Origin of the sequence: Mesorhizobium sp. (genome assembly GCF_004963255.1) — a bacterium.
GTDB lineage: Bacteria > Pseudomonadota > Alphaproteobacteria > Rhizobiales > Rhizobiaceae > Mesorhizobium.
In genome coordinates, this window is the sequence record NZ_SUGA01000005.1 from 57,977 (window position 1) to 77,270 (window position 19,294).

The following is a 19,294-nucleotide window of genomic DNA, read 5'->3' on the forward strand; positions in this document are numbered from 1 at the left end:
CAAGCGGACGACCATGTCTGCCGGGCCGGTCTTCTGGCTCGGGATCGTCCCGCTCCGGCGCCTTCCCGTCATCGACAGTGGCATTTGCCGGCGCGGTCCCCCTCACAGCGTTGGGCACGCCACGGAATAAAACCGTGTTCCCGATTCTCCCGCGTCGCGGGCACCAGGCAGCGGGATGACCTTACCGCGAAGTTCGGCACCCGCCAATGGCGCGGACGACATGGGCTGGCGCAATTTCCCCAGCCATTCGGCTTTTCAAACATGGTCATTACGGCCGCGGGTGCCTAGATTAGGCGCCATGGCCACCCGTCTCTACACGCACCCGATCTTCCTCGAACACCTCACGCCGCCCGGCCACCCCGAGCGGCCCGACCGCCTGCGCGCCATCGAGCGCGTGCTGGACGACGAGGCGTTCTCGGCGCTCGACCGCGTCAAGGCGCCGGAAGGCGATGAGAAAACCATCCTCTACGCGCACCCCGAGAACTTCGTCGAGCGTGTCCGCGCGGCGATCCCTCAGAGCGGCATCGTCTCGATCGACGCCGATACCAGCGCCAGCCCGAAAAGCTGGCAGGCCGCGGTGACGGCGATCGGCGCGGCCAACGCCGCCGTCGACGACGTCTTCGAGGGCCGCGCCTCAAATGTCTTCGTAGCCGCCCGACCGCCCGGCCATCACGCCGAAAAGGCGACGGCGATGGGTTTTTGCCTGTTCAACACGGCGGCGATCGCCGCCCGCCATGCGCAGAAGAAGCACCAGGCCGAGCGCGTCGCCATCGTCGATTGGGACGTCCATCACGGCAACGGCACGCAGGACATTTTTTGGGACGACCCGTCGGTGCTCTATTGCTCGACCCATCAGATGCCGCTTTACCCGGGCACCGGGGCGAAGAGCGAGACCGGCGCCGGCAACATCGTCAACGTGCCGCTTGCGCCGCGGACCGGCAGCGACATGTTCCGCGACGCTTTCCGGTCGCGCGTGCTGCCGTCCATCGATGCCTTCGCGCCGGACCTGATCATCATTTCCGCCGGCTTCGACGCCCACCATCGCGATCCGCTGGCCGAGATCAATCTGACCGAGGACGATTTCGACTGGGCGACAGGCCAACTTATGGAGCGCGCCGGGCGTCACAGTAGCAACAGGCTCGTCAGCCTGCTGGAAGGCGGCTACGATCTGCAGGGGCTGGCATTTTCAGTCGCCGCCCATGTCGGGCGGCTGATGAAGGGATAGGGTATGGCAGTGGAAGGCAATGAGGACGTCAAGGCGATGAGCTTCGAGCAGGCGCTCGACGCGCTGGAGAAGATCGTCGATGACCTGGAGCGCGGCGACGTCCCGCTCGACCAGTCGATCAAGATCTATGAGCGCGGCGAGGCGCTGAAGGCGCATTGCGACCGGCTGCTGAAGGCGGCCGAGGACAAAGTCGAGAAGATCAGGTTGTCGCGCGACGGCAAGCCGGTGGGAACGGAGCCGCTCGACGCCGAGTGAGGTGTATTGATATTCAGGTGAGGCCGGCCTGCAAATGGCGGCCTCCTGCGCTTCCGGTGCTCACGTGCTTCAAGTACGCTCCGCTCCGGTTCTCGGAGACCACCATTTTCGGCACGGCCTGACCTGAATCTCAACACACCTCGGTGCTTAATCGAGGAAACGAAAGACAGGAGGCTTGCAGACCATGTGCCGCAACATCAAGACCCTGGCCAATTTCGAGCCGCCGGCGACCAATGACGAAGTGCATGACGCCGCGCTTCAGTTCGTGCGCAAGCTGAGCGGCTCGACCAAGCCGTCCAAGCGCAACGAGCATGCTTTCCACCATGCCGTCGAGGCGATCGCCGCCGCCGCGCGTGAATTGATCGACTCGCTCGAGACCAACCAGGAACCGCGCAATCGTGAGGAAGAGGCCGCCAAGGCGAAGGCCAGGTCGGCGCTGCGTTTCGCCTGAGGGATAATCATGAGCTTTTTCCCCGGAAACGACCCTGAACCAGGCGATGCTTTCGCCTGCGACCAGATCGAGCTGATGGTCATCCCCAACGCCAAGGACATCGGCGGGTTCGAGGTACGCCGCGCCTTGCCGACGGCAAAGCGCCGTCTGGTCGGGCCGTTCATCTTCTTCGACCGCATGGGCCCGGCCATCCTGCGCGCCGGCCACGCGCTCGACGTGCGTCCGCATCCGCATATCGGCCTTTCCACCGTCACCTATCTGTTCGACGGCAAGATCAGGCACCGCGACTCGCTCGGCACCGAGATGGTGATCGCGCCGGGCGACGTGAATTTGATGACCGCCGGGCGCGGCATCGTTCACTCCGAGCGGACGCCGGAGGAGCTGCGCGGCGCGCCGATGTCGGTCTCCGGCCTGCAGACCTGGCTGGCGCTGCCGGACGGCAAGGAGGAGATCGCCCCGGTGTTCGCCAACACGTCGGTGGCCCGCTTACCCGAGATCGATGCCGGGGGCGTCAGCGGCCGCATCGTCATCGGCGAATTCTTCGGGCTGCGCTCGCCGGTCGCGACCGCATCGGACACGCTTTATGCCGATCTGCGCCTGGCGGCAGGCGCCAGCGTGCAGATACCCGCCGATGCCGAGGAGCGCGCCATCTACACGCTGGAAGGCGATGTCTCGATTGCCGGCGATGTCTTCCCGGCCGAGCGGCTTCTGGTGTTCAAGCCCGGCGAGGAGATCGTCGTCTCCTCCGAGCGTGGCGCGCATTTCATGCTGTTCGGCGGTGCCTCGCTGGGTTCCCAGCGCTACATCTGGTGGAATTTCGTCTCGTCCTCGAAGGAACGCATCGAACAGGCCAAGCAGGAATGGAAGACTGGCCGCTTCGATATCGTTCCCGGCGATGAGGAGGAGTTCATTCCGCTGCCTGAGAGCTAGGATCCTCTGGCCCACGCGTCACTGGCGCGCATTTACATTCGCCTGGCGGCGGCCTATGCCGCGCATGATTAAGGCGCAATCTGCTGGTAGCGCCGTGTTCGATTAATTGAGGCAGGACGCGCCCGAGTGAAGCCAGACACGCCGCTGCTCGACAAGGTTCGCATCCCGGCGGACTTGCGGAAGCTCGATGAGGGGGCATTGCCGCAGCTTGCCGCGGAACTCCGCGCCGAGCTCATCGACGCCGTGTCGCAGACGGGCGGCCATCTCGGCGCCGGCCTCGGCGTCGTCGAGCTGACGGTTGCCCTGCATTACGTCTTCAACACCCCGGACGACCGGGTGATCTGGGATGTTGGCCACCAGGCCTACCCGCACAAGATCCTGACCGGCCGCCGCGACCGCATCCGGACGTTGCGCCAGGAAGGCGGCCTTTCCGGTTTCACCCGGCGCGCCGAGAGCGAATACGACCCGTTCGGCGCCGCGCACTCCTCGACCTCGATTTCGGCCGGTCTCGGCATGGCTATGGGACGCGACCTGTCGGGTGGCCGCAACAACGTCATTTCGGTCATTGGCGACGGCTCGATGTCGGCCGGCATGGCTTTCGAGGCGCTGAACAATGCCGGCGCGCTCGATGCCCGCCTCATCGTCATTCTCAATGACAACGACATGTCGATCGCGCCGCCGACCGGCGCCATGAGCGCCTATCTGGCCAGGCTTGCCTCCGGCAAGGCTTATCTCGGCCTGCGCGATTTCGGCAAGAAGCTGACATCCTATCTCGGCAAGCGCGCCGACCGCGCCATCACCCGCGCCGTCGAGCATGCGCGCGGCTATGTCACCGGCGGCACCTTGTTCGAGGAACTCGGCTTCTACCACATCGGCCCGATCGACGGGCACAATCTGGAGCACCTGATCCCGGTGCTGAGGAATGTCCGCGACAACGCCGACGGTCCGGTGCTGATCCATGTCGTGACCCAGAAAGGCAAGGGCTACGCGCCGGCGGAGGCCGCCGCCGACAAATATCACGGCGTCAACAAGTTCGACGTCATCACCGGCGCGCAGGCCAAGGCGCCGGCCAACGCGCCCGCCTACACCAAGGTCTTCGCCGAGAGCCTGATCCGGGAAGCGCGCGAGGACGAGCGCATCGTCGCCATCACCGCCGCCATGCCGAGCGGCACCGGCCTGGATCTCTTCGGCGAGGTCTTCCCAAAGCGCACCTTCGATGTCGGCATCGCCGAGCAGCACGCGGTGACATTCGCCGCGGGGCTGGCCACCGAAGGCTACAAGCCTTTCGCCGCCATCTACTCGACCTTCCTGCAGCGCGCCTATGACCAGGTCGTCCACGACGTGGCGATCCAGAAGCTGCCGGTGCGTTTTCCCATCGATCGCGCCGGCTTCGTTGGCGCCGACGGCGCCACCCACTGCGGTGGCTTCGACACGACTTTCCTCGCGACGCTGCCGGGCTTCGTCGTCATGGCCGCGGCCGACGAGGCGGAACTGCGCCATATGGTGCGCACCGCTGCGTCCTATGATGACGGCCCGATCGCATTCCGCTATCCGCGCGGCAACGGCGTCGGCGTCGACATGCCGGAGCGCGGCTCGGTGCTCGAGATCGGCAAGGGCCGCGTCGTCAAGGAAGGGACCAAGGTCGCGCTGCTTTCCTTCGGCACGCGGCTTCAGGATTGCCTGCTGGCGGCCGAGGAGCTCGGCGCCGCCGGTCTCTCCACCACCGTCGCCGACGCCCGCTTCGCCAAGCCGCTGGACGAGGATCTGGTCCGCCGGCTCGCCCGTTCGCATGAAGTGCTGGTGACCGTGGAGGAGGGCGCCATCGGCGGCTTCGCCAGCCAAGTCCTGCATTTCCTTGCCCATCAAGGCCTCTTGGAAAGCGGACTCAAGGTGCGCCCGCTGGTCTTGCCGGACGTGTTCACCGACCACGCCAAGCCCGAAAAGATGTATGCCGATGCCGGCCTGGATTCGGCAGGCATCGTGCGCACGGTCTTCGCGGCGCTCGGCCATGGCGTTCAGGCGCAGCGCGCCTGAATCAAGACGTTAGCTTTTTGAATCAGTTTGCCGGCTTTCCATGCTAACCTTTTGTTAGTGCTTCCCTTTGGCGGTTCGCTTACCCTGTCTCTTGGCCGATTTTCAACGGCGCCCTGCTAAGACCTTGGTCCCAGAGCAATTCCAGGAAAAGTGTGAGCGGTTTTCCGCCCGGAATTGCGTAAAAACAAAGGGATAGAGCGGTTCGCCGTTTCACTGAAACGGTGAAACGCTCTAGGCAGGGGTAAGAACTATGAAGTCGTTTCTTTGCGGCGTGGGCTTGTTGACGGCCATGATCGCTTCGGCGGCAGCCGAGACGCGTTACGACCGCAATATCGAAAAGGCGGCGATGGACATCGTCGCCGGCAAGATGGGCAACATCCGCGGCGGCTTCTCCTACAAGCAGAGGCCGCAGCTCGTTCTGCTGCCGTACGCCCCGCCACCCGCGCCGGTGCCGGTCGAGCCGCCGCGCAAGGAAGCGTCCGGCAATGACGGCCTGACGCCAGCCGTCGAGCGCCGCGTCTCGCGAACCGTTTTCTAAAACCACATATCGCGCACGCAGCGCCCGTCGCGCGGCAGGTCGTCGAATGTGTCGAGACCGTCGAAATGGTCGATCGGCAGGTCGGCAACCTCCTCGGGCGGCGCCAGCCTGACATTGACGGCGATGCGTGTGCGGCCGCTCTTGGCCGCGCGCAGGCCGCGCCAGGCGACCACGCAGGCGCAGGTCGAGCAGAACAGGATCTCCAGCGCGGGCTCCGGCACCTCGGCGCGCGTATAGGACTTCAGCGGTCCCGTGATGCGGATGCGCTCGTCGAGATAGTCATACGCCCAGAGGGCACCGTAGCGGCGGCAAAGCGTGCAGTTGCAGGCGGTGATCCCACCCGGATCGCCTTCCAGCGTCCAATGGACCGCGCCGCAATGACAGGTCCCCTTCAGCATCGCCACCTCCACCGACTGACAAACGGCCTGTTCCGTCGGGCATTCTGCAGCCTCTTGCACCATATTCAACCATTGCGTTCGCGCCCGGCTTTCGCCAATGAAGGCCGATGAATTCCCCGTTGTTAGCCAGCCAGCGCCAGCGGCTCGACGAATTGCTCGTCGGGCGCGGCCTGTTTGCCAGCCGCTCGCGTGCCCGCGACGCGATCGAGCGCGGCACGGTGACGGTTGACGGCACAATTGCCCGCAAGCCCGGCCAGCCCGTTGCACCGGACTGCGTGGTCGCCATCGACGATCCGGCCCAGGCCTATGTGTCGCGCGCGGCATTGAAGCTGATCGCCGGCCTCGACCGTTTCGGCCTTGATCCTTCCGGCAGCGAAGCGCTCGATATCGGCGCCTCGACCGGCGGCTTCACCCAAGTGCTGTTGAAACGCGGCGCGGCGCATGTCACGGCGATCGATGTCGGCCACGGCCAGATTCATCCCGATATTGCCGGCGACCCGCGCGTGACGGTGATCGAAGGGCTGAACGCCCGAGATTTGACGGCAGCCGATCTCGGCGGCCGCGTTCCTGATTTCCTGGTCTGCGACGTCTCCTTCATCTCGCTGAAGCTGGCGCTGCCGCCGGCGCTTGAACTGGCAGGCGAGGGCGCCAGGGCAGTTCTTCTGGTCAAGCCGCAATTCGAGGCCGGCCGCGAGGCGATCGGCAAGGGCGGCCTGCTCAAGGATCCAGGCGATGCCGAGCGCATTGCCGGGAATCTGCGCGATTGGCTCGCCGGCATTTCCGGCTGGCGTGTGCTGGGACTTCATCCCTCGCCGATCGAAGGTGGCGACGGCAACCGCGAGTTCCTGCTCGCCGCCGTGAAGGACGCAAGATCCCGATGAGCACACGCTTCACCATCGCAAGGCTGGGCTCGCAGGGCGACGGCATTGCCAATGCCGAGGGCGGGGAGGTTTTCGTCCCGTTCACGCTGCCGGGCGAGACGGTCACCGCCGCGCGCCAGAAGGACCGCGCCACGCTGATGTCGGTGCTGGAAGCCTCGCCGCTCAGGACCGACGCGGCCTGCCGCCATTTCACCGAATGCGGCGGCTGCGCACTGCAGCACTACGAGGCCGCAGCCTATCAGGAATGGAAGCGCGAAAAAGTCGTGCAGGCGCTGAAGGCCAAGGGTATCGCTTGCGAGGTCGACGCGCTGGTGCCTTGCGCGCCGCACAGCCGCCGCCGTGTCACCTTCAGCGCCAGGCGCACCGAGGCCGGCATGCTGCTCGGCTTCGTGCGCGCGCTTTCGTCGGAGATCATCCCGATCGAGGAATGCCCGATCTCGCTTCCGGCGATCGTCGCGGCGCTCGATAAATTGCGCGCCTTGGCCGGATTGGTCTGCGCCACGCCGAAAGCGTTTCATATGACGGTCACCGTCACTGCTTCCGGCCTGGACATTGCCGTCCATGATGCCGGCAAGCTTGGCGACCACCAGCGCCGCATCGCGTCCAACTTCGTCATGGCCGAAGGCCTGGCCAGGCTGTCCGTCGATGGCGAGATCGTCGTCGAGCCGAAGAAGCCGGTGGTGCAGTTCGGACCGGTCGCCGTCGCCGTGCCGCCCGGCGCCTTCCTGCAGGCCACGGAAGCCGCCGAGCAGGCGATGGCCGGCCTCGTCGGCCAGCATCTGTCGCGCGCGAAGAAGGTCGCGGATCTGTTTGCCGGCTGCGGCAGCTTCGCGCTCAGGCTGGCGGCGAAATCCGAGGTTCATGCCGTCGAAGGCGAAGCCGCGGCACTTGCCGCGCTCGACCGTGCCTACCGCTTCGCCACCAGCCTGAAGCGGGTGACCAGCGAACGCCGCGACCTGTTCCGCAGGCCGCTGACCTTCAAGGAGTTGAACGCCTTTGACGGCCTGGTCTTCGACCCGCCGCGCGCCGGCGCCGAGGATCAGTCCAAGCAGATTGCCCGCTCCGACGTGCCGCTGGTCGCGGCCGTCTCCTGCAATCCGGTGACGCTGGCGCGGGATTTGCGCATCCTTCTCGACGGCGGCTACACGCTGAAAAGTGTCACTCCGATCGACCAGTTCCTGTGGTCGTCACACGTCGAGGCCGTGGCGCTCTTGGAAAAGCCAAAGCGGCGGCGCTAGTCGGCTGCCGGAGGTTCACTGGAAAGATTGTGAAGTCGCTGTTCTTTCGGTGAAATTGTGCCCTAAAGCCGCCTTTTTGCCGGGCCTTAATTTCGCTGTTAGGGAAACATTCCTGCCTCTCTGGCGTTATCGCGCGGGTCCGGCGTTATCGCGCGGGATGGATGGCGAACAAGGATGGCGAATTGCTATGCTCTCGCTTCGGAAAGTCATCGGTCTTCTCGTTGTTCTCATCGCGTTCACCGTCGCCTCCGCGACGGGTGTGCTCGCGCAACAGCAGAAACGTCTCGCTTTCGTCATCGGCAACGCCGCCTATCCCTCCGATGCGCTGGTCACCTCCGCGAACGACGCCGGTCTGATCGCGCAGACCCTGCAAGCAGCCGGGTTCGATGTGGTCGGCGCGCGCGATGTCGACCAAGAATCGCTGCGTGGCGCGCTGCGTGATTTCCTTGCGAAAGTTTCCGCCGCCGGTCCGGACGCTACCGTTTTCGTGTACCTCGCCGGCCGTGGCGTGCAGTTCGAAGGCGAGAACTACTTCTTGCCGGTCGATGCCCAGATCGCCAATCCGGCCGACGTGCCGCTCCAGGCCATGCGGCTCTCCGATATCACCAAGTCGCTGGCCGGACTGCCGACGAAGGTTAATATAGTCGTCCTCGACGCGGCCCGGCCGAATGCCCTCCCAAAAATGAGCCAGCCGCTGGCCAGCGGGCTGGCGCTAGTCGACCCCGACCCCAATATGCTGATCGCGTTCAACGCCGCCCCCGGAACGGTTGCGCCGGAAGGCAAGGGCCCATACGGCGCCTATGCCCAGGCGCTCGCCGAGATGATGCGCGACGGCGGCTTGTCGCTCGACGAGGTTTTCGACCGCACGCGGCTACGCGTCAACGAGGTGACGCAAGGCGCCGAAATCCCGTGGAGTGTCTCGAAGATCGATGCGCCTTTCGTCTTCTTCGAGCGCGCTCCGGACGCGCCGCCGCCGAAGGTTTCCGAGGCCGAAGAACGGACTAACCGGACCAGGGCGATCCGCGACTTCAATGCGCACGACGCGTATCTCGCGGCACTCGATCGCGACACGATGCGCGGCTACGAGGATTTCATCGTCGCCTATCCGCACGACCCAATGGCCAAGCGCGTGCGCGCCATCATCGCGGCGCGACGCGAGGCGATCACCTGGCGTGAAACATGGCTGCGGGACACGCCGGAGGCCTATTGGTCCTACCTCGAACGCTATCCGCACGGGCCGCATGCCTGGGACGCGCGGCGCCGGCTGGAGCATTTCGACGCCGAGCTCGAGCCACCGGCGAGCTTCACAGTTATCGTGTACGATGTGCCGCCGCCGCCGGAGGAGGAAATCGTCTATGTCGATAGGCCGGTGCTCTATTTCGACGATCCGGATTTCGATTTCGAGCCTCCGCCGCCGGTCGACGTGATATTCCTGCCGCCTCCGCCGCCGGATTTTGTCGTGCTGCCGCCGCCTCCGCCGCCGGTCGATGTTTACGTCCTGCCGACGCCGGTCTTCGTCCCCGTGCCGGTCTGGGTCAGGCCGCCACGTGACATCGTGCCGCCGCCGGACAACATCATTTTCAACAACATCCACAACACGACCGTCATCAACAACATCAATAACACCACGATCCGCAACGAGACCGCCAATCAGGCCGGGCAGCCAGACGGCAATGCAGAGGGCGGCCTCACCGCAGGCCAGAAAGTGACCGGAGCTGCCATCGGTGCCGGCGCGACGCTGGCGGCCAGGGTCGCGCTGCCGCCGCTCTTGAAGAAGAGGGCGGCCGTATCGGGTCAGGCTCAGTTCAATCAGAATCAAGGCGGCCAGAATGAGGGCGCCTTGCCACTGAAGCCCGGTCAGGGTGTGACGCAGGGCCAGCAGCCTGGTGCCGCGGGTCCGCTGTCGAAGAACCTGTCCACCCGCAAGCTCGGAACCGACCACGCCTTGCCGGGAGCCGATGGCAAAACGCTGCCGCTCGTCAACGGCAAGCCGGTGCTCAACGGCCAGAATCTGCCCAACGACAGGTCGAGGAAGCTGCTTGGCAAGCAAGGCATTGTCGAGGGCAACCAGGAGGCGACGGGAGATGCCGGCGCCGCGGCGACCGGAGTGCAGGGCACGGATCAGCAGAAGGGCAAGAAAATCCGCAAACTGCCGACCGTCAACGGCTTACCCGCCGATAACGGGCTGAGCGCACGGGAAAAGTTCAGGAAGAACAATCCCAACGCGTTGTCCGACCAGGGCAACGGCAAACCGAAGAGGCTGATGCGCAAGGATTTGTCAGCCGGCCAGTCCATAGTCGAACCAGGCGATCAGGGCTCGGCCAACAGAAACGACAAAGGCAGGAAATTCGGCAAGCTGCCGACCGTCAATGGTGAGCCGGCTGACAACCGGCCGAGCGTGCAGAAGCACCTGAGGAAGAACAATCCGGACGTGTTCTCCGACCAGGGCTCGATCGACGGGAACGTCAAGAAGTTTCGCAGACTGCCGACCGTCAATGGTGCGCCGGCCGACAATGGGCCGAGTATGCAGAAGCGGCTCAGGAAGAACAATCCGGATGTCTTCTCCGGCGAGAATCAGGGCTCCACCGGCGGGAACGACGGGGCCAGGAAGTTCCGCAAGCCGCAGAATGAGGAAGGTTCCGTCGGCCCGGAAGTCAACGTCCAGCGCAATTTCAAGGTCAACCGGCCGAACGAGAATGTGCAGCGCCAGCTCAAGCTTCAGGAAAACCCCAACGCTCAGGAGCGGCGTCTGCCACAACAGCCCAAGGAACAACCGCCGCAGGGTAACAACAAGAAATTCGCCTGCGGCAACCCGGGCGAGCCGCCCTGCAAACAATAGCGGCAGGGGTTGGACAGCAATTCTCCGTTGATGGGCCGGGGTTTCCTGGCTCATCGCCTGCAAATCAAGTGATCGCTGGCTCGCGGCGCTTCAGCGGATGCTGGCTGCACGGGACAGGCGGACAATTCGGCCTATGAGCTCGGCGATAGCCGCTTTGCCGTGCCGCCACGCTGGTTGATCGAAACCCAGGTGTTCGGGTTCTGCTGCGACTGCCGCTTCAGGAAATAATAGCCGGTGGCATTCCACGGCCTAACCTCGTCGACCAGATTGTCCAGCACGAGATCGCCCTTGTCGGTCTTCACCGTCAGGATGGTATGGCCCTCATTGTGCAGGTCGCGAACCACGGTCATCAGCAATGCCTGCCGGGGAAATCCTGCTTCCTGGAGAAGCTTGCGCTTGTAGAGCGCGTAGATCTTGCAATCGCCCTTGCCGTCCACGGGATAGTCCCAGTGATCCATCATCGTGCCCCAGTGATCGTAGTTGCTGACGGGCTTGATGGAGCGGTTCGCCTTCTGGTTTACCCGCTTGAGGATGCTCATGTTCCGCGCGGTCAGCTTGACACTGGCGGCCGGCAGGGCAGGCACCTTGCACTCCTTCGGCCGGCGATGACAGAAATCGAGCCACCCATACGGGACGCTGGTGCTGCCGCCGACTGCGGCGGAACTGGCGACAGGTCGTGTCGACGCTAGCTTGAACAGCGACGACTGCGCCGCCGCAGGGCCTGACGGCAGCGAAGTCGCGCCGATCAACGAGACAAAACCAAGGAAGAGGGAAGAGGTCAGGACGCCTGGGGAATGCTTCACTACCGACACCACCGCAACGAGAAGACTGGCCGCAGGCTAATGGGCAGAGGCAGGCCAACGCAACTGAACAATTAATAATGTTCTAACGCGATTGTGTTTTGCGTTGGGCGAAGGCTGCCGCAGACCGGTCTCAAACGGCAGTTTGGCGCCGCTGCGCTTCAGCGGACAAGGCGATGTCGATATCCTCCAGTGTTTTTGGCTTGCCAGGGGGAGGTAGGATACCGAACACGTCCTTTGCTCGCGTCGGGGCAAAGCGCGTTGCCGGTTTCAGATCAGCGCCCTCTGATGGGCTTCGGATTTCGACATTACGGGCTCCGTCGGTGAGCATCGCAGGCACGCCAGAATTGCGGGACGGCTCCGGCGCCTCAAACCCTGGTGCCGCCCACCGTCATCTGGTTCATCCGCAGATGCGGCTGGCCGACGCCCACCGGCACGCCCTGTCCAGCCTTGCCGCACATGCCGATGCCGTTGTCGAGCTTCATGTCGTTGCCGATCATGCTGACGCGGTGCATGGCGTCCGGCCCGTTGCCGATCAGCATCGCGCCCTTGATCGGCTGCGTCACCTTGCCGTTCTCGATCATGTAGGCCTCGGTGCAGCCGAACACGAACTTGCCGGACGTGATGTCGACCTGGCCGCCGCCGAAGGAGACGGCGTAGATGCCGTTCTTGACCGAGGCGATGATCTCTTCCGGCTGCATGTCGCCCGCGGTCATGTAGGTGTTGGTCATGCGCGGCATCGGCTGGTGCGCATAGCCCTCGCGCCTTCCGTTGCCCGTCGCCTTCATGCCCATCAGCCGGGCGTTCTGGCGGTCCTGCATGTAGCCGACGAGCTTGCCGTCCTCGATCAGCACGTTGCGCGCCGAAGGCGTTCCTTCGTCGTCGACGGTGAGCGAGCCGCGCCGCTCGGGGATGGTGCCGTCGTCGACAACCGTGACGCCCTTCGCCGCTACCTGCTGGCCCATCAGGCCGGCGAAGGCCGATGTCTTCTTGCGGTTGAAATCGCCCTCGAGCCCGTGGCCTACCGCTTCGTGCAGCATCACGCCCGGCCAGCCGCTGGACAGCACGATGTCGAACGTTCCGGCGGGCGCTGGAACCGCCTCGAGATTGACCAGCGCCTGCCGCAGCGCCTCGCTTGCCGCATGCTTCCAGCTTTCCTCGCTGACGAACTCGCCGAAGCTCTTGCGGCCGCCCATCCCGTAGGAGCCGCTCTCCTGCCGGTCGCCGCTGCCGACCACGACCGATACGTTGATCCTGACCAGCGGGCGGATGTCGCGCACGATCTGGCCGTCGCCACGCACGATCTCGACATGCTGCCAGGATGCGGCCAGCGAGGCCGTCACTTGGCGCACGCGCGGATCCTTCGCGCGCAGCCAGCCGTCGATCTCCTGCAACAGCTTGGCCTTGGCCTCGAAGGAAGGCGAGGGGATGGGGTTCTCGTCGCCATAGAGGTGGCGGTTGGTGCGGGCCGGCGCGCCGGCAAGCGTGCCGGAATAGCCGCCCTTGACCGCCGAGACGGCATCGGCTGCGCGCAGCAGCGAAGCTTCGGAAAGATCGCTGGAATGCGCATAGCCGCTGGCCTCGCCGGCCACGGCGCGCAGGCCGAACCCCTGATCGGTGTTGAAATTGGCCGTCTTCAGCCGGCCATTGTCGAACATCAGCGCCTCGCTCTCGCTGTATTCGAGGAACAGCTCGCCGTCGTCGGCGCCCTTGATGGTCTCGGTGACGATCTCCTTGACGCGATCATCGGAAATATCGAATTGGCCGATCAGGCTGTTCATGGCAAATCCATTCGTGGAAACAAATCTTGCAACGGATGTAGGCGCGAAGCTGCCGCCAGACAATCGCCGACGAGAATGAAGCCGGCGATTGCGACGCCGTCACCTGCCGTTGACGAAGTCCTTGATGTTGCCGGCCATCGCGTTCCAGTTGGAGAACTGCTCCTCCAGATTGGCCCTGGTGATGCCGCCGGCGAAGCTGACATCCATCTTGAAATTCGAGCCGTCGCCCGAATAGGCCTTCACCCAGCGGTACTTTGCGTTCCAGGCGTTGGCCTGGTCGGCGGTCAGCGGATCTGTGTAGCCGGTCGAGAACTGCAGCGACTTGCAGTTCTCATGGTCTTCGCAGCCGTAGAAATAGATGACGTATTTGACGCCTTCGACGCGGCCGGAGATCATCGGGTCGCCATTGTCGTCCTTGTCCATCCTGGCCGAGCCGAAGCCCTTGGCGATGTCGAGAACCGTGGCGGGATCCGGCGTCTGGAGGATTTCGGCATCCTCGGCCCGGGCTGCCGAGGCCGCGCAGGCTAGCGCCAGACCTGCAATGGAAATGGTCAACGTCGCGCGCATCAAGCCTCCTGGCCGCCCTCCTGGCCGCCAAGCGCGCATCACCGCCGCACCTTGGGCATGAGGGACGGCCGCTGCGCGTGGGCGACAAGATCAAGGTAGGGCGGCGAAGCCTTCCGCAAAGCCCTTGAGGTCGACGGGAATGCCGATGCCTTCTTCCGGCGTCTGAAAGACGATGAAGGTAGCCGAGGTGCCGCTCTTCAACGTGTCGAGCAGCGGCTTTTCGAGGATCACTTCGGCATAGCAGCCGTCCTGGAAGCAGCGCACGAAATAGGCGCGGCCGATATCCTTGCCGTCGACATTGAGGCCGAGGCCGTTGGGCAGGAGAACGCCGAGCGGCGCCAGCACGCGCAGGATCTCGGCCTTGTTGTCGGCGGTGCGCAGCACCACGACCGAAAGGCCCATTTCAGGACGATCCTCGGCGACGACATTCTGCATCATCACGCATTGCTCGGAGGTCGCGCCCGCCGGCGTGTCGCAGATGATCGACCATGCGCCATGCGTCGACTTCACCGTGCCGCTGGGCGGCGTGGCGTTGTTCGGCGAGGCGGCGGCGCCAACGGCTATGCCGACACCGAGCAAGGCGACGGCAAGAACGACCTTCGCCAAGGTTCTCGAAAGCCAGGAAGTCATGACGGCTCCATTGCGAATCACGGCACTTTAAGCTGCGCCCGGGCCAAGTAAAGGACGAGACCGTCGCCGGTGCGCCCCGATACCGGCAATTGCGTGCTTTTCCAAAGCAAATTCGCCCGAATTGGGGCCGCCCGGCATATAGCATGGCGAGCGCCGAACACGGCCTTCGGGCTGCGCGCAAAAATGCCGCACGGTTTCCTCCGCTCCTTTCTTGCGGAGGGAAATAGAGTATGGTTTGAACCACCCAGGGACAGACCGGGATTCCCAATCCCGGCATCGTCCGCTATTGGTGCGACAAAATCGCGGGAAGTGGGAGACGAGAGGGCGATGAGGAAATTCCTGGCAAGCGCTAAATTCTTGGCAGGTACGGCAGCTTCGGCCGTGCTCTTCTCCGGTGCGGCCCGTGCCGACCAGCCGCGGGAATGGGAGGTGACCTTCCAGGCTCCGGCCACCGAGATGATGCGGCAGATCGAGCGGTTCGGGAACTACACCATGTGGTTCATCGTCCCGATCACCGTTCTCGTGCTGGTGCTTTTGCTGGTCTGCATCGTCAAGTTCCGCGCCAGCGCCAATCCGGTGCCGTCGAAGACCAGCCACAACACGCTGATCGAGGTGATCTGGACGGTCGGGCCGGTGATCGTGCTCTTGCTTATCGCCATTCCCTCCTTCCAACTGCTCACCGCGCAGTACACGCCGCCGGAAGAAGCCAAGCTCACCGTCAAGGCGACCGGCAACCAGTGGAACTGGGATTACGAATACCAGGTCGACAAGACCTTCTCCTTCAACTCGGCGGTTCTGCAGGATGGCGACCGCGCCAAGGCCGGCAAGGAGGATCGCGCCCTCTATCCGCGCCTGCTCGCGGTCGACAACGAGCTGGTCGTGCCGGTCAGCACCACGACCCGGGTGCTGATCACCGCGACCGACGTCATCCACTCCTTCGCCGTGCCGTCCTTCGGCATCAAGATGGACGCCGTTCCCGGCCGCACCAACGAGACCTGGTTCAAGGCGGAGAAGGAAGGCCTCTACTACGGCCAGTGCTCGCAGCTCTGCGGCAAGGATCACGCTTTCATGCCGATCGCGGTCCGCGTCGTTTCCGATGCGCAGTTCAAGACCTGGCTGGAGACGGCCAAGACCGACGTGCCCGCCGCCAACAAGGCGCTGATGGCCGAGATCGATGGTACCAACAAGATAGCGGCCGCCGGCAACTGATGCCGCGGGTTAGCAAGATTTAGGGAACGGAGCGGAACATGGCAGAGGCTGCAGCTCACGATCACGGCGACCACAGGCCGCATGGCTGGGTCCGCTGGGTCTACTCGACCAACCACAAGGACATCGGCACGCTCTACCTGATCTTCGCGATCATGGCCGGCATTATCGGCGGCGCGCTCTCGGTCGCCATCCGCATGGAGCTGCAGGAGCCGGGCATCCAGATCTTCAGCGGTCTGGCGCAGATGGTCTACGGCATGCAGGGCGACGCCGCCATAGACGGTGGCAAGAGCATGTACAATGCGTTCGGCGCCGCGCACGGCCTGATCATGATCTTCTTCATGGTCATGCCGGCTCTCATCGGCGGCTTCGCCAACTGGATGGTGCCGATCATGATCGGCGCGCCGGACATGGCGTTCCCGCGCATGAACAACATCTCCTTCTGGCTGCTGCCTCCGGCCTTCATCCTGCTGCTCTCCTCGATGTTCGTGCCGAGTGCGCCAGGTGCCTTCGGTGTCGGCGGCGGCTGGACGATCTACCCGCCGCTCTCGACCTCCGGCCAGCCCGGTCCCGCGATGGATCTGGCGATCCTGTCGATCCACATCGCCGGCGCTTCGTCGATCCTCGGCGCCATCAACTTCATCACCACCATCTTCAACATGCGCGCTCCCGGCATGACGCTGCACAAGATGCCGCTGTTTGCCTGGGCCGTGCTGATCACCGCCTTCCTGCTGCTCTTGTCGCTGCCGGTTCTGGCGGGCGCCATCACCATGCTGCTCACCGACCGCAATTTCGGCACCGCCTTCTTCGTGCCGGACCAGGGCGGTGACCCGCTGCTCTTCCAGCACCTGTTCTGGTTCTTCGGTCATCCCGAAGTGTACATCCTGATCCTGCCGGGCTTCGGCATCATCAGCCACATCGTCTCGACCTTCTCGAAGAAGCCCGTCTTCGGTTATCTCGGCATGGCCTACGCCATGGTCGCGATCGGCGCCGTCGGCTTCATCGTCTGGGCGCACCACATGTACACGACCGGCCTGTCGCTCGACACGCAGCGCTATTTCGTGTTCGCCACCATGGTCATCGCGGTGCCGACCGGCGTGAAGATCTTCTCCTGGATCGCCACCATGTGGGGCGGCTCGATCTCCTTCAAGCCGCCGATGCTGTGGGCGCTGGGCTTCATCTTCCTGTTCACCATCGGTGGCGTCACCGGCGTCCAGCTCGCCAATGCCGGCCTCGACCGTTCGCTGCACGACACCTATTTCGTGATCGCCCACTTCCACTACGTGCTGTCGCTGGGCGCCGTGTTCGCGATCTTCGCCGGCTGGTACTACTGGTTCCCGAAGATGACCGGCTACATGTACTCGCCGGTGATCGCCAACACCCACTTCTGGGTCACCTTCGTCGGCGTCAACCTGATCTTCTTCCCGCAGCACTTCCTCGGCCTCGCCGGCATGCCGCGCCGCACCGTCGACTATCCTGACGCGTTCGCCGGCTGGAACATGATCTCGTCCTACGGCTCCTACATCGCGGCCGTCGGCGTCGCGATCTTCCTCTACGGCGTGTTCGAGGCCTTCCAGAAGAAGCGCGTCGCGGGCGCCAATCCGTGGGGCGAAGGTGCCACCACGCTCGAATGGCAGCTGCCTTCGCCGCCGCCCTTCCACCAGTGGGAGCAACTGCCGAAGATCAAGTAAGGCAGCCCTATTACGAGACCGCCGGACAGCCGGCGGTCTTGGCCAACGGAATAATGGACTTTAAGTACGCATGGCCCTTGCCGACCACAGATTGATGAAGGACGCGGGCTTTCGCATATCGGAAGCGACAGCGGGCGATTACTTCGCCCTGCTGAAGCCGCGCGTCATGTCGCTGGTCGTCTTCACCGCCTTTGTCGGCCTGGTCGCCGCGCCCGTCGCCATCAATCCGCTGATCGCGATGGTCGCCATCCTGGCAATCGCCATAGGCGCCGGCGCCTCCGGCGCGCTCAACATGTGGTACGACGCCGATATCGATGCGGTGATGACCAGGACAGCTTCCCGCCCGGTGCCGGCGGGCCGCGTCACGCCAGGCGAGGCGTTGACCTTCGGTCTTGTCCTTTCGGTGCTGTCGGTGATGACGCTCGGCGTGCTGGTCAACTGGCTGTCGGCATCGCTTCTCGCCTTCACCATCTTCTTCTATGCCGTCATCTACACGATGTGGCTGAAGCGCTGGACGCCGCAGAACATCGTCATCGGTGGCGCCGCAGGCGCCTTCCCGCCGGTGATCGGCTGGGCCGCCGTGACCGGCTCGGTCAGCCTCGAAAGCGTGATCCTGTTCCTGATCATCTTCCTGTGGACGCCGCCGCATTTCTGGGCGCTGGCGCTGTTCAAGTCCGACGACTACGCCCGCGCCGGCATCCCGATGATGCCGAACGTCGCCGGCCAGGCCTCGACCCGCCGGCAGATCTTCGCCTATGCGCTGATCCTGGCGCCGATCGGCGTGCTGCCCTGGGCGCTCGGCTATACCACCGCCGGCTACGGCGTGGTTTCCGCGGCGCTGGGACTCGGCTTCGTCTGGTATGCCTGGAAAGTGCTCGGCATAGCCGACGGCGATCGCGCGATGAAACCGGCCAAGGCGCTGTTCGGCTATTCGCTGCTCTATCTCTTCGCCATCTTCGCTGCCTACCTCGTCGACTGTGTGGTCGGGCGCGCCCTCATCATGGGGGGGATATGATCGTGGCCGACAAGAAGATCGAACTGGTCACGCTCACCGAGCGCCAACTGAAGGCGCGCCGCAATCGTTCCGCGGCCATCGGCCTGGCGTTGGCCGCTTTGGTCATCATCTTCTACGTCGTCACCATCGCGCGCTTCGGCCACCATGGCGCGAGCCTGACCGGCTCGGGTCTGTTCGGAGGCGGCTGATGAGCGGCAACGTGAGCAAGCCCCGCAAGCTGAACAACGGCATCGTCGCCGCTGTCTGCCTCGCCTTCTTCACCGGCATGGTCGGGATGGCCTACGCGGCGGTGCCGCTCTACAAAATGTTCTGCCAGGTCACGGGCTATGGCGGCACCACGCAGCGCGCGGAGAAGCAGTATGCCGGCCGCGTGCTCGACCGTGACATCACCATCCGCTTCGATGCCAACACCAACGGCATTCCGTGGCAGTTCGAGCCGGTCGCCCGCTCGGTGACGATCAAGATCGGTGAGACGACGCAGGCGCATTACAGCGCCACCAACAAGTTCGACCGCCCCATCACCGGCCGCGCCTCGTTCAACGTGCAGCCGGAAATGGCCGGCGCCTATTTCAACAAGGTGGAGTGCTTCTGCTTCACCGACACGACGCTGAAGCCCGGCGAGACGCTGGACATGCCGGTCGTGTTCTATGTCGATCCAGACATCGTCAACGTGCCGGAACTGAAGGACTTGAAGACCATTACCCTGTCCTACACGATGTTCCCGGTCGAAAAGAAACAGCCGGTCGCTTCGTCGGCGCCGGCCGCTGGCAGCAGCAAAAAAATTCCAGATTCCGAAGCAAGCCTCGGGGGTTGAT

The 19,294-nt window shown here is 64.3% G+C and carries 19 protein-coding genes and 1 riboswitch; of the genes, 14 read left to right on the forward strand and 5 right to left on the reverse strand.

The features are described 5' to 3' along the window. Positions 1 to 5: 5 nt before the first annotated feature. Positions 6 to 183: riboswitch (cobalamin riboswitch) on the reverse strand. 115 nt (positions 184 to 298) lie between these two features. From E5X34_RS08210 to E5X34_RS08235, 6 genes are all read left to right on the forward strand, one after another. Next, positions 299 to 1,225, forward strand: coding sequence for a histone deacetylase family protein (locus tag E5X34_RS08210; protein WP_292562931.1), 927 nt, complete (start codon positions 299 to 301; stop codon positions 1,223 to 1,225). Between the two features lie 3 nt (positions 1,226 to 1,228). Continuing rightward, a complete protein-coding gene (locus E5X34_RS08215; RefSeq protein ID WP_027164646.1) occupies positions 1,229 to 1,480 on the forward strand; it encodes an exodeoxyribonuclease VII small subunit in 252 nt (83 codons plus the stop codon). A 184-nt stretch (positions 1,481 to 1,664) separates the two neighbouring features. Next, on the forward strand, positions 1,665 to 1,931 hold the full coding sequence (locus E5X34_RS08220; RefSeq protein ID WP_278160313.1) for a DUF2277 domain-containing protein: 267 nt from the start codon (positions 1,665 to 1,667) through the stop codon (positions 1,929 to 1,931). Between the two features lie 9 nt (positions 1,932 to 1,940). Next, a complete protein-coding gene (locus E5X34_RS08225; RefSeq protein ID WP_292562934.1) occupies positions 1,941 to 2,861 on the forward strand; it encodes a pirin family protein in 921 nt (306 codons plus the stop codon). A gap of 126 nt (positions 2,862 to 2,987) precedes the next feature. After that, on the forward strand, positions 2,988 to 4,895 hold the full coding sequence (gene dxs, locus E5X34_RS08230) for a 1-deoxy-D-xylulose-5-phosphate synthase (protein WP_292562936.1): 1,908 nt from the start codon (positions 2,988 to 2,990) through the stop codon (positions 4,893 to 4,895). 250 nt (positions 4,896 to 5,145) lie between these two features. Further along, a complete protein-coding gene (locus E5X34_RS08235; protein ID WP_292562938.1) occupies positions 5,146 to 5,433 on the forward strand; it encodes a hypothetical protein in 288 nt (95 codons plus the stop codon). Here E5X34_RS08235 and E5X34_RS08240 read toward each other — a convergent pair. Next, the gene (locus tag E5X34_RS08240) at positions 5,430 to 5,831 is read right to left on the reverse strand and encodes a GFA family protein (RefSeq protein WP_292562940.1); all 402 of its coding nucleotides are present in this window, start codon (positions 5,829 to 5,831) and stop codon (positions 5,430 to 5,432) included. The two genes, E5X34_RS08235 and E5X34_RS08240, sit on opposite strands and share 4 nt — an antisense overlap. Positions 5,832 to 5,938: 107 nt before the next feature. Here E5X34_RS08240 and E5X34_RS08245 point away from each other — a divergent pair, with 107 nt between their 5' ends. The 3 genes from E5X34_RS08245 to E5X34_RS08255 all read left to right on the forward strand — a co-directional run bounded on the left by E5X34_RS08245 (position 5,939) and on the right by E5X34_RS08255 (position 10,789). After that, positions 5,939 to 6,712, forward strand: coding sequence for a TlyA family RNA methyltransferase (locus E5X34_RS08245; RefSeq protein WP_292562941.1), 774 nt, complete (start codon positions 5,939 to 5,941; stop codon positions 6,710 to 6,712). Beyond that, positions 6,709 to 7,950: a class I SAM-dependent RNA methyltransferase gene (locus tag E5X34_RS08250; RefSeq protein WP_292562943.1), complete on the forward strand. Its 1,242-nt coding sequence runs from the start codon at positions 6,709 to 6,711 to the stop codon at positions 7,948 to 7,950. The genes E5X34_RS08245 and E5X34_RS08250 overlap by 4 nt, the downstream gene beginning before the upstream one ends. A 187-nt stretch (positions 7,951 to 8,137) precedes the next feature. After that, positions 8,138 to 10,789, forward strand: a complete 2,652-nt coding sequence (locus tag E5X34_RS08255) for a caspase domain-containing protein (RefSeq protein ID WP_292562944.1) — start codon at positions 8,138 to 8,140, stop codon at positions 10,787 to 10,789. 131 nt (positions 10,790 to 10,920) lie between these two features. Here E5X34_RS08255 and E5X34_RS08260 read toward each other — a convergent pair whose 3' ends face one another. From E5X34_RS08260 to E5X34_RS08275, 4 genes are all read right to left on the reverse strand, one after another. After that, positions 10,921 to 11,592, reverse strand: a complete 672-nt coding sequence (locus E5X34_RS08260; protein ID WP_292562946.1) for a transglutaminase-like cysteine peptidase — start codon at positions 11,590 to 11,592, stop codon at positions 10,921 to 10,923. A 365-nt stretch (positions 11,593 to 11,957) separates the two neighbouring features. Continuing rightward, a complete protein-coding gene (gene tldD, locus E5X34_RS08265; RefSeq protein WP_292562948.1) occupies positions 11,958 to 13,370 on the reverse strand; it encodes a metalloprotease TldD in 1,413 nt (470 codons plus the stop codon). A gap of 99 nt (positions 13,371 to 13,469) precedes the next feature. Beyond that, positions 13,470 to 13,937 carry a YbjN domain-containing protein gene (locus E5X34_RS08270; protein ID WP_292562950.1) on the reverse strand — a complete coding sequence of 156 codons (468 nt, stop codon included), beginning with the start codon at positions 13,935 to 13,937 and terminating at the stop codon, positions 13,470 to 13,472. Positions 13,938 to 14,027: 90 nt separating this feature from the next. Then, entirely contained in the window at positions 14,028 to 14,567 is a 540-nt protein-coding gene (locus tag E5X34_RS08275; protein WP_126078560.1) for an invasion associated locus B family protein, read from the reverse strand. A gap of 327 nt (positions 14,568 to 14,894) precedes the next feature. Between E5X34_RS08275 and coxB the strand changes: the two genes are divergently transcribed. The 5 genes from coxB (at position 14,895) to E5X34_RS08300 (ending at position 19,293) form a co-directional block, all read left to right on the forward strand. Continuing rightward, on the forward strand, positions 14,895 to 15,776 hold the full coding sequence (gene coxB / locus E5X34_RS08280; protein WP_292562952.1) for a cytochrome c oxidase subunit II: 882 nt from the start codon (positions 14,895 to 14,897) through the stop codon (positions 15,774 to 15,776). Between the two features lie 38 nt (positions 15,777 to 15,814). Next, the gene (gene ctaD, locus E5X34_RS08285; RefSeq protein ID WP_292562954.1) at positions 15,815 to 17,464 is read left to right on the forward strand and encodes a cytochrome c oxidase subunit I; all 1,650 of its coding nucleotides are present in this window, start codon (positions 15,815 to 15,817) and stop codon (positions 17,462 to 17,464) included. A 70-nt stretch (positions 17,465 to 17,534) separates the two neighbouring features. Beyond that, on the forward strand, positions 17,535 to 18,479 hold the full coding sequence (locus E5X34_RS08290; protein ID WP_292562956.1) for a heme o synthase: 945 nt from the start codon (positions 17,535 to 17,537) through the stop codon (positions 18,477 to 18,479). After that, on the forward strand, positions 18,476 to 18,667 hold the full coding sequence (locus tag E5X34_RS08295) for a hypothetical protein (protein WP_126078557.1): 192 nt from the start codon (positions 18,476 to 18,478) through the stop codon (positions 18,665 to 18,667). Before E5X34_RS08290 ends, E5X34_RS08295 begins: the two co-directional genes overlap by 4 nt. Further along, the gene (locus E5X34_RS08300; protein ID WP_292562958.1) at positions 18,667 to 19,293 is read left to right on the forward strand and encodes a cytochrome c oxidase assembly protein; all 627 of its coding nucleotides are present in this window, start codon (positions 18,667 to 18,669) and stop codon (positions 19,291 to 19,293) included. Before E5X34_RS08295 ends, E5X34_RS08300 begins: the two co-directional genes overlap by 1 nt. The last annotated feature ends 1 nt before the right edge of the window (position 19,294 follow it).

Bases quoted from the DNA above. Each gene is read 5' to 3' on its own strand.
- E5X34_RS08255 (WP_292562944.1), top strand. From the start codon at position 8,138: ATGCTCTCGCTTCGGAAAGTCATCGGTCTTCTCGTTGTTCTCATCGCG.
- E5X34_RS08220 (WP_278160313.1), top strand. From the start codon at position 1,665: ATGTGCCGCAACATCAAGACCCTGGCCAATTTCGAGCCGCCGGCGACC.
- E5X34_RS08235 (WP_292562938.1), top strand. From the start codon at position 5,146: ATGAAGTCGTTTCTTTGCGGCGTGGGCTTGTTGACGGCCATGATCGCT.
- E5X34_RS08210 (WP_292562931.1), top strand. From the start codon at position 299: ATGGCCACCCGTCTCTACACGCACCCGATCTTCCTCGAACACCTCACG.
- coxB (WP_292562952.1), top strand. From the start codon at position 14,895: ATGAGGAAATTCCTGGCAAGCGCTAAATTCTTGGCAGGTACGGCAGCT.
- E5X34_RS08250 (WP_292562943.1), top strand. From the start codon at position 6,709: ATGAGCACACGCTTCACCATCGCAAGGCTGGGCTCGCAGGGCGACGGC.
- E5X34_RS08270 (WP_292562950.1), bottom strand. From the start codon at position 13,937: ATGCGCGCGACGTTGACCATTTCCATTGCAGGTCTGGCGCTAGCCTGC.
- E5X34_RS08290 (WP_292562956.1), top strand. From the start codon at position 17,535: ATGGCCCTTGCCGACCACAGATTGATGAAGGACGCGGGCTTTCGCATA.
- tldD (WP_292562948.1), bottom strand. From the start codon at position 13,370: ATGAACAGCCTGATCGGCCAATTCGATATTTCCGATGATCGCGTCAAG.
- E5X34_RS08245 (WP_292562941.1), top strand. From the start codon at position 5,939: ATGAATTCCCCGTTGTTAGCCAGCCAGCGCCAGCGGCTCGACGAATTG.
- E5X34_RS08275 (WP_126078560.1), bottom strand. From the start codon at position 14,567: ATGACTTCCTGGCTTTCGAGAACCTTGGCGAAGGTCGTTCTTGCCGTC.
- E5X34_RS08300 (WP_292562958.1), top strand. From the start codon at position 18,667: ATGAGCGGCAACGTGAGCAAGCCCCGCAAGCTGAACAACGGCATCGTC.
- ctaD (WP_292562954.1), top strand. From the start codon at position 15,815: ATGGCAGAGGCTGCAGCTCACGATCACGGCGACCACAGGCCGCATGGC.
- E5X34_RS08295 (WP_126078557.1), top strand. From the start codon at position 18,476: ATGATCGTGGCCGACAAGAAGATCGAACTGGTCACGCTCACCGAGCGC.
- E5X34_RS08215 (WP_027164646.1), top strand. From the start codon at position 1,229: ATGGCAGTGGAAGGCAATGAGGACGTCAAGGCGATGAGCTTCGAGCAG.
- E5X34_RS08240 (WP_292562940.1), bottom strand. From the start codon at position 5,831: ATGCTGAAGGGGACCTGTCATTGCGGCGCGGTCCATTGGACGCTGGAA.
- E5X34_RS08225 (WP_292562934.1), top strand. From the start codon at position 1,941: ATGAGCTTTTTCCCCGGAAACGACCCTGAACCAGGCGATGCTTTCGCC.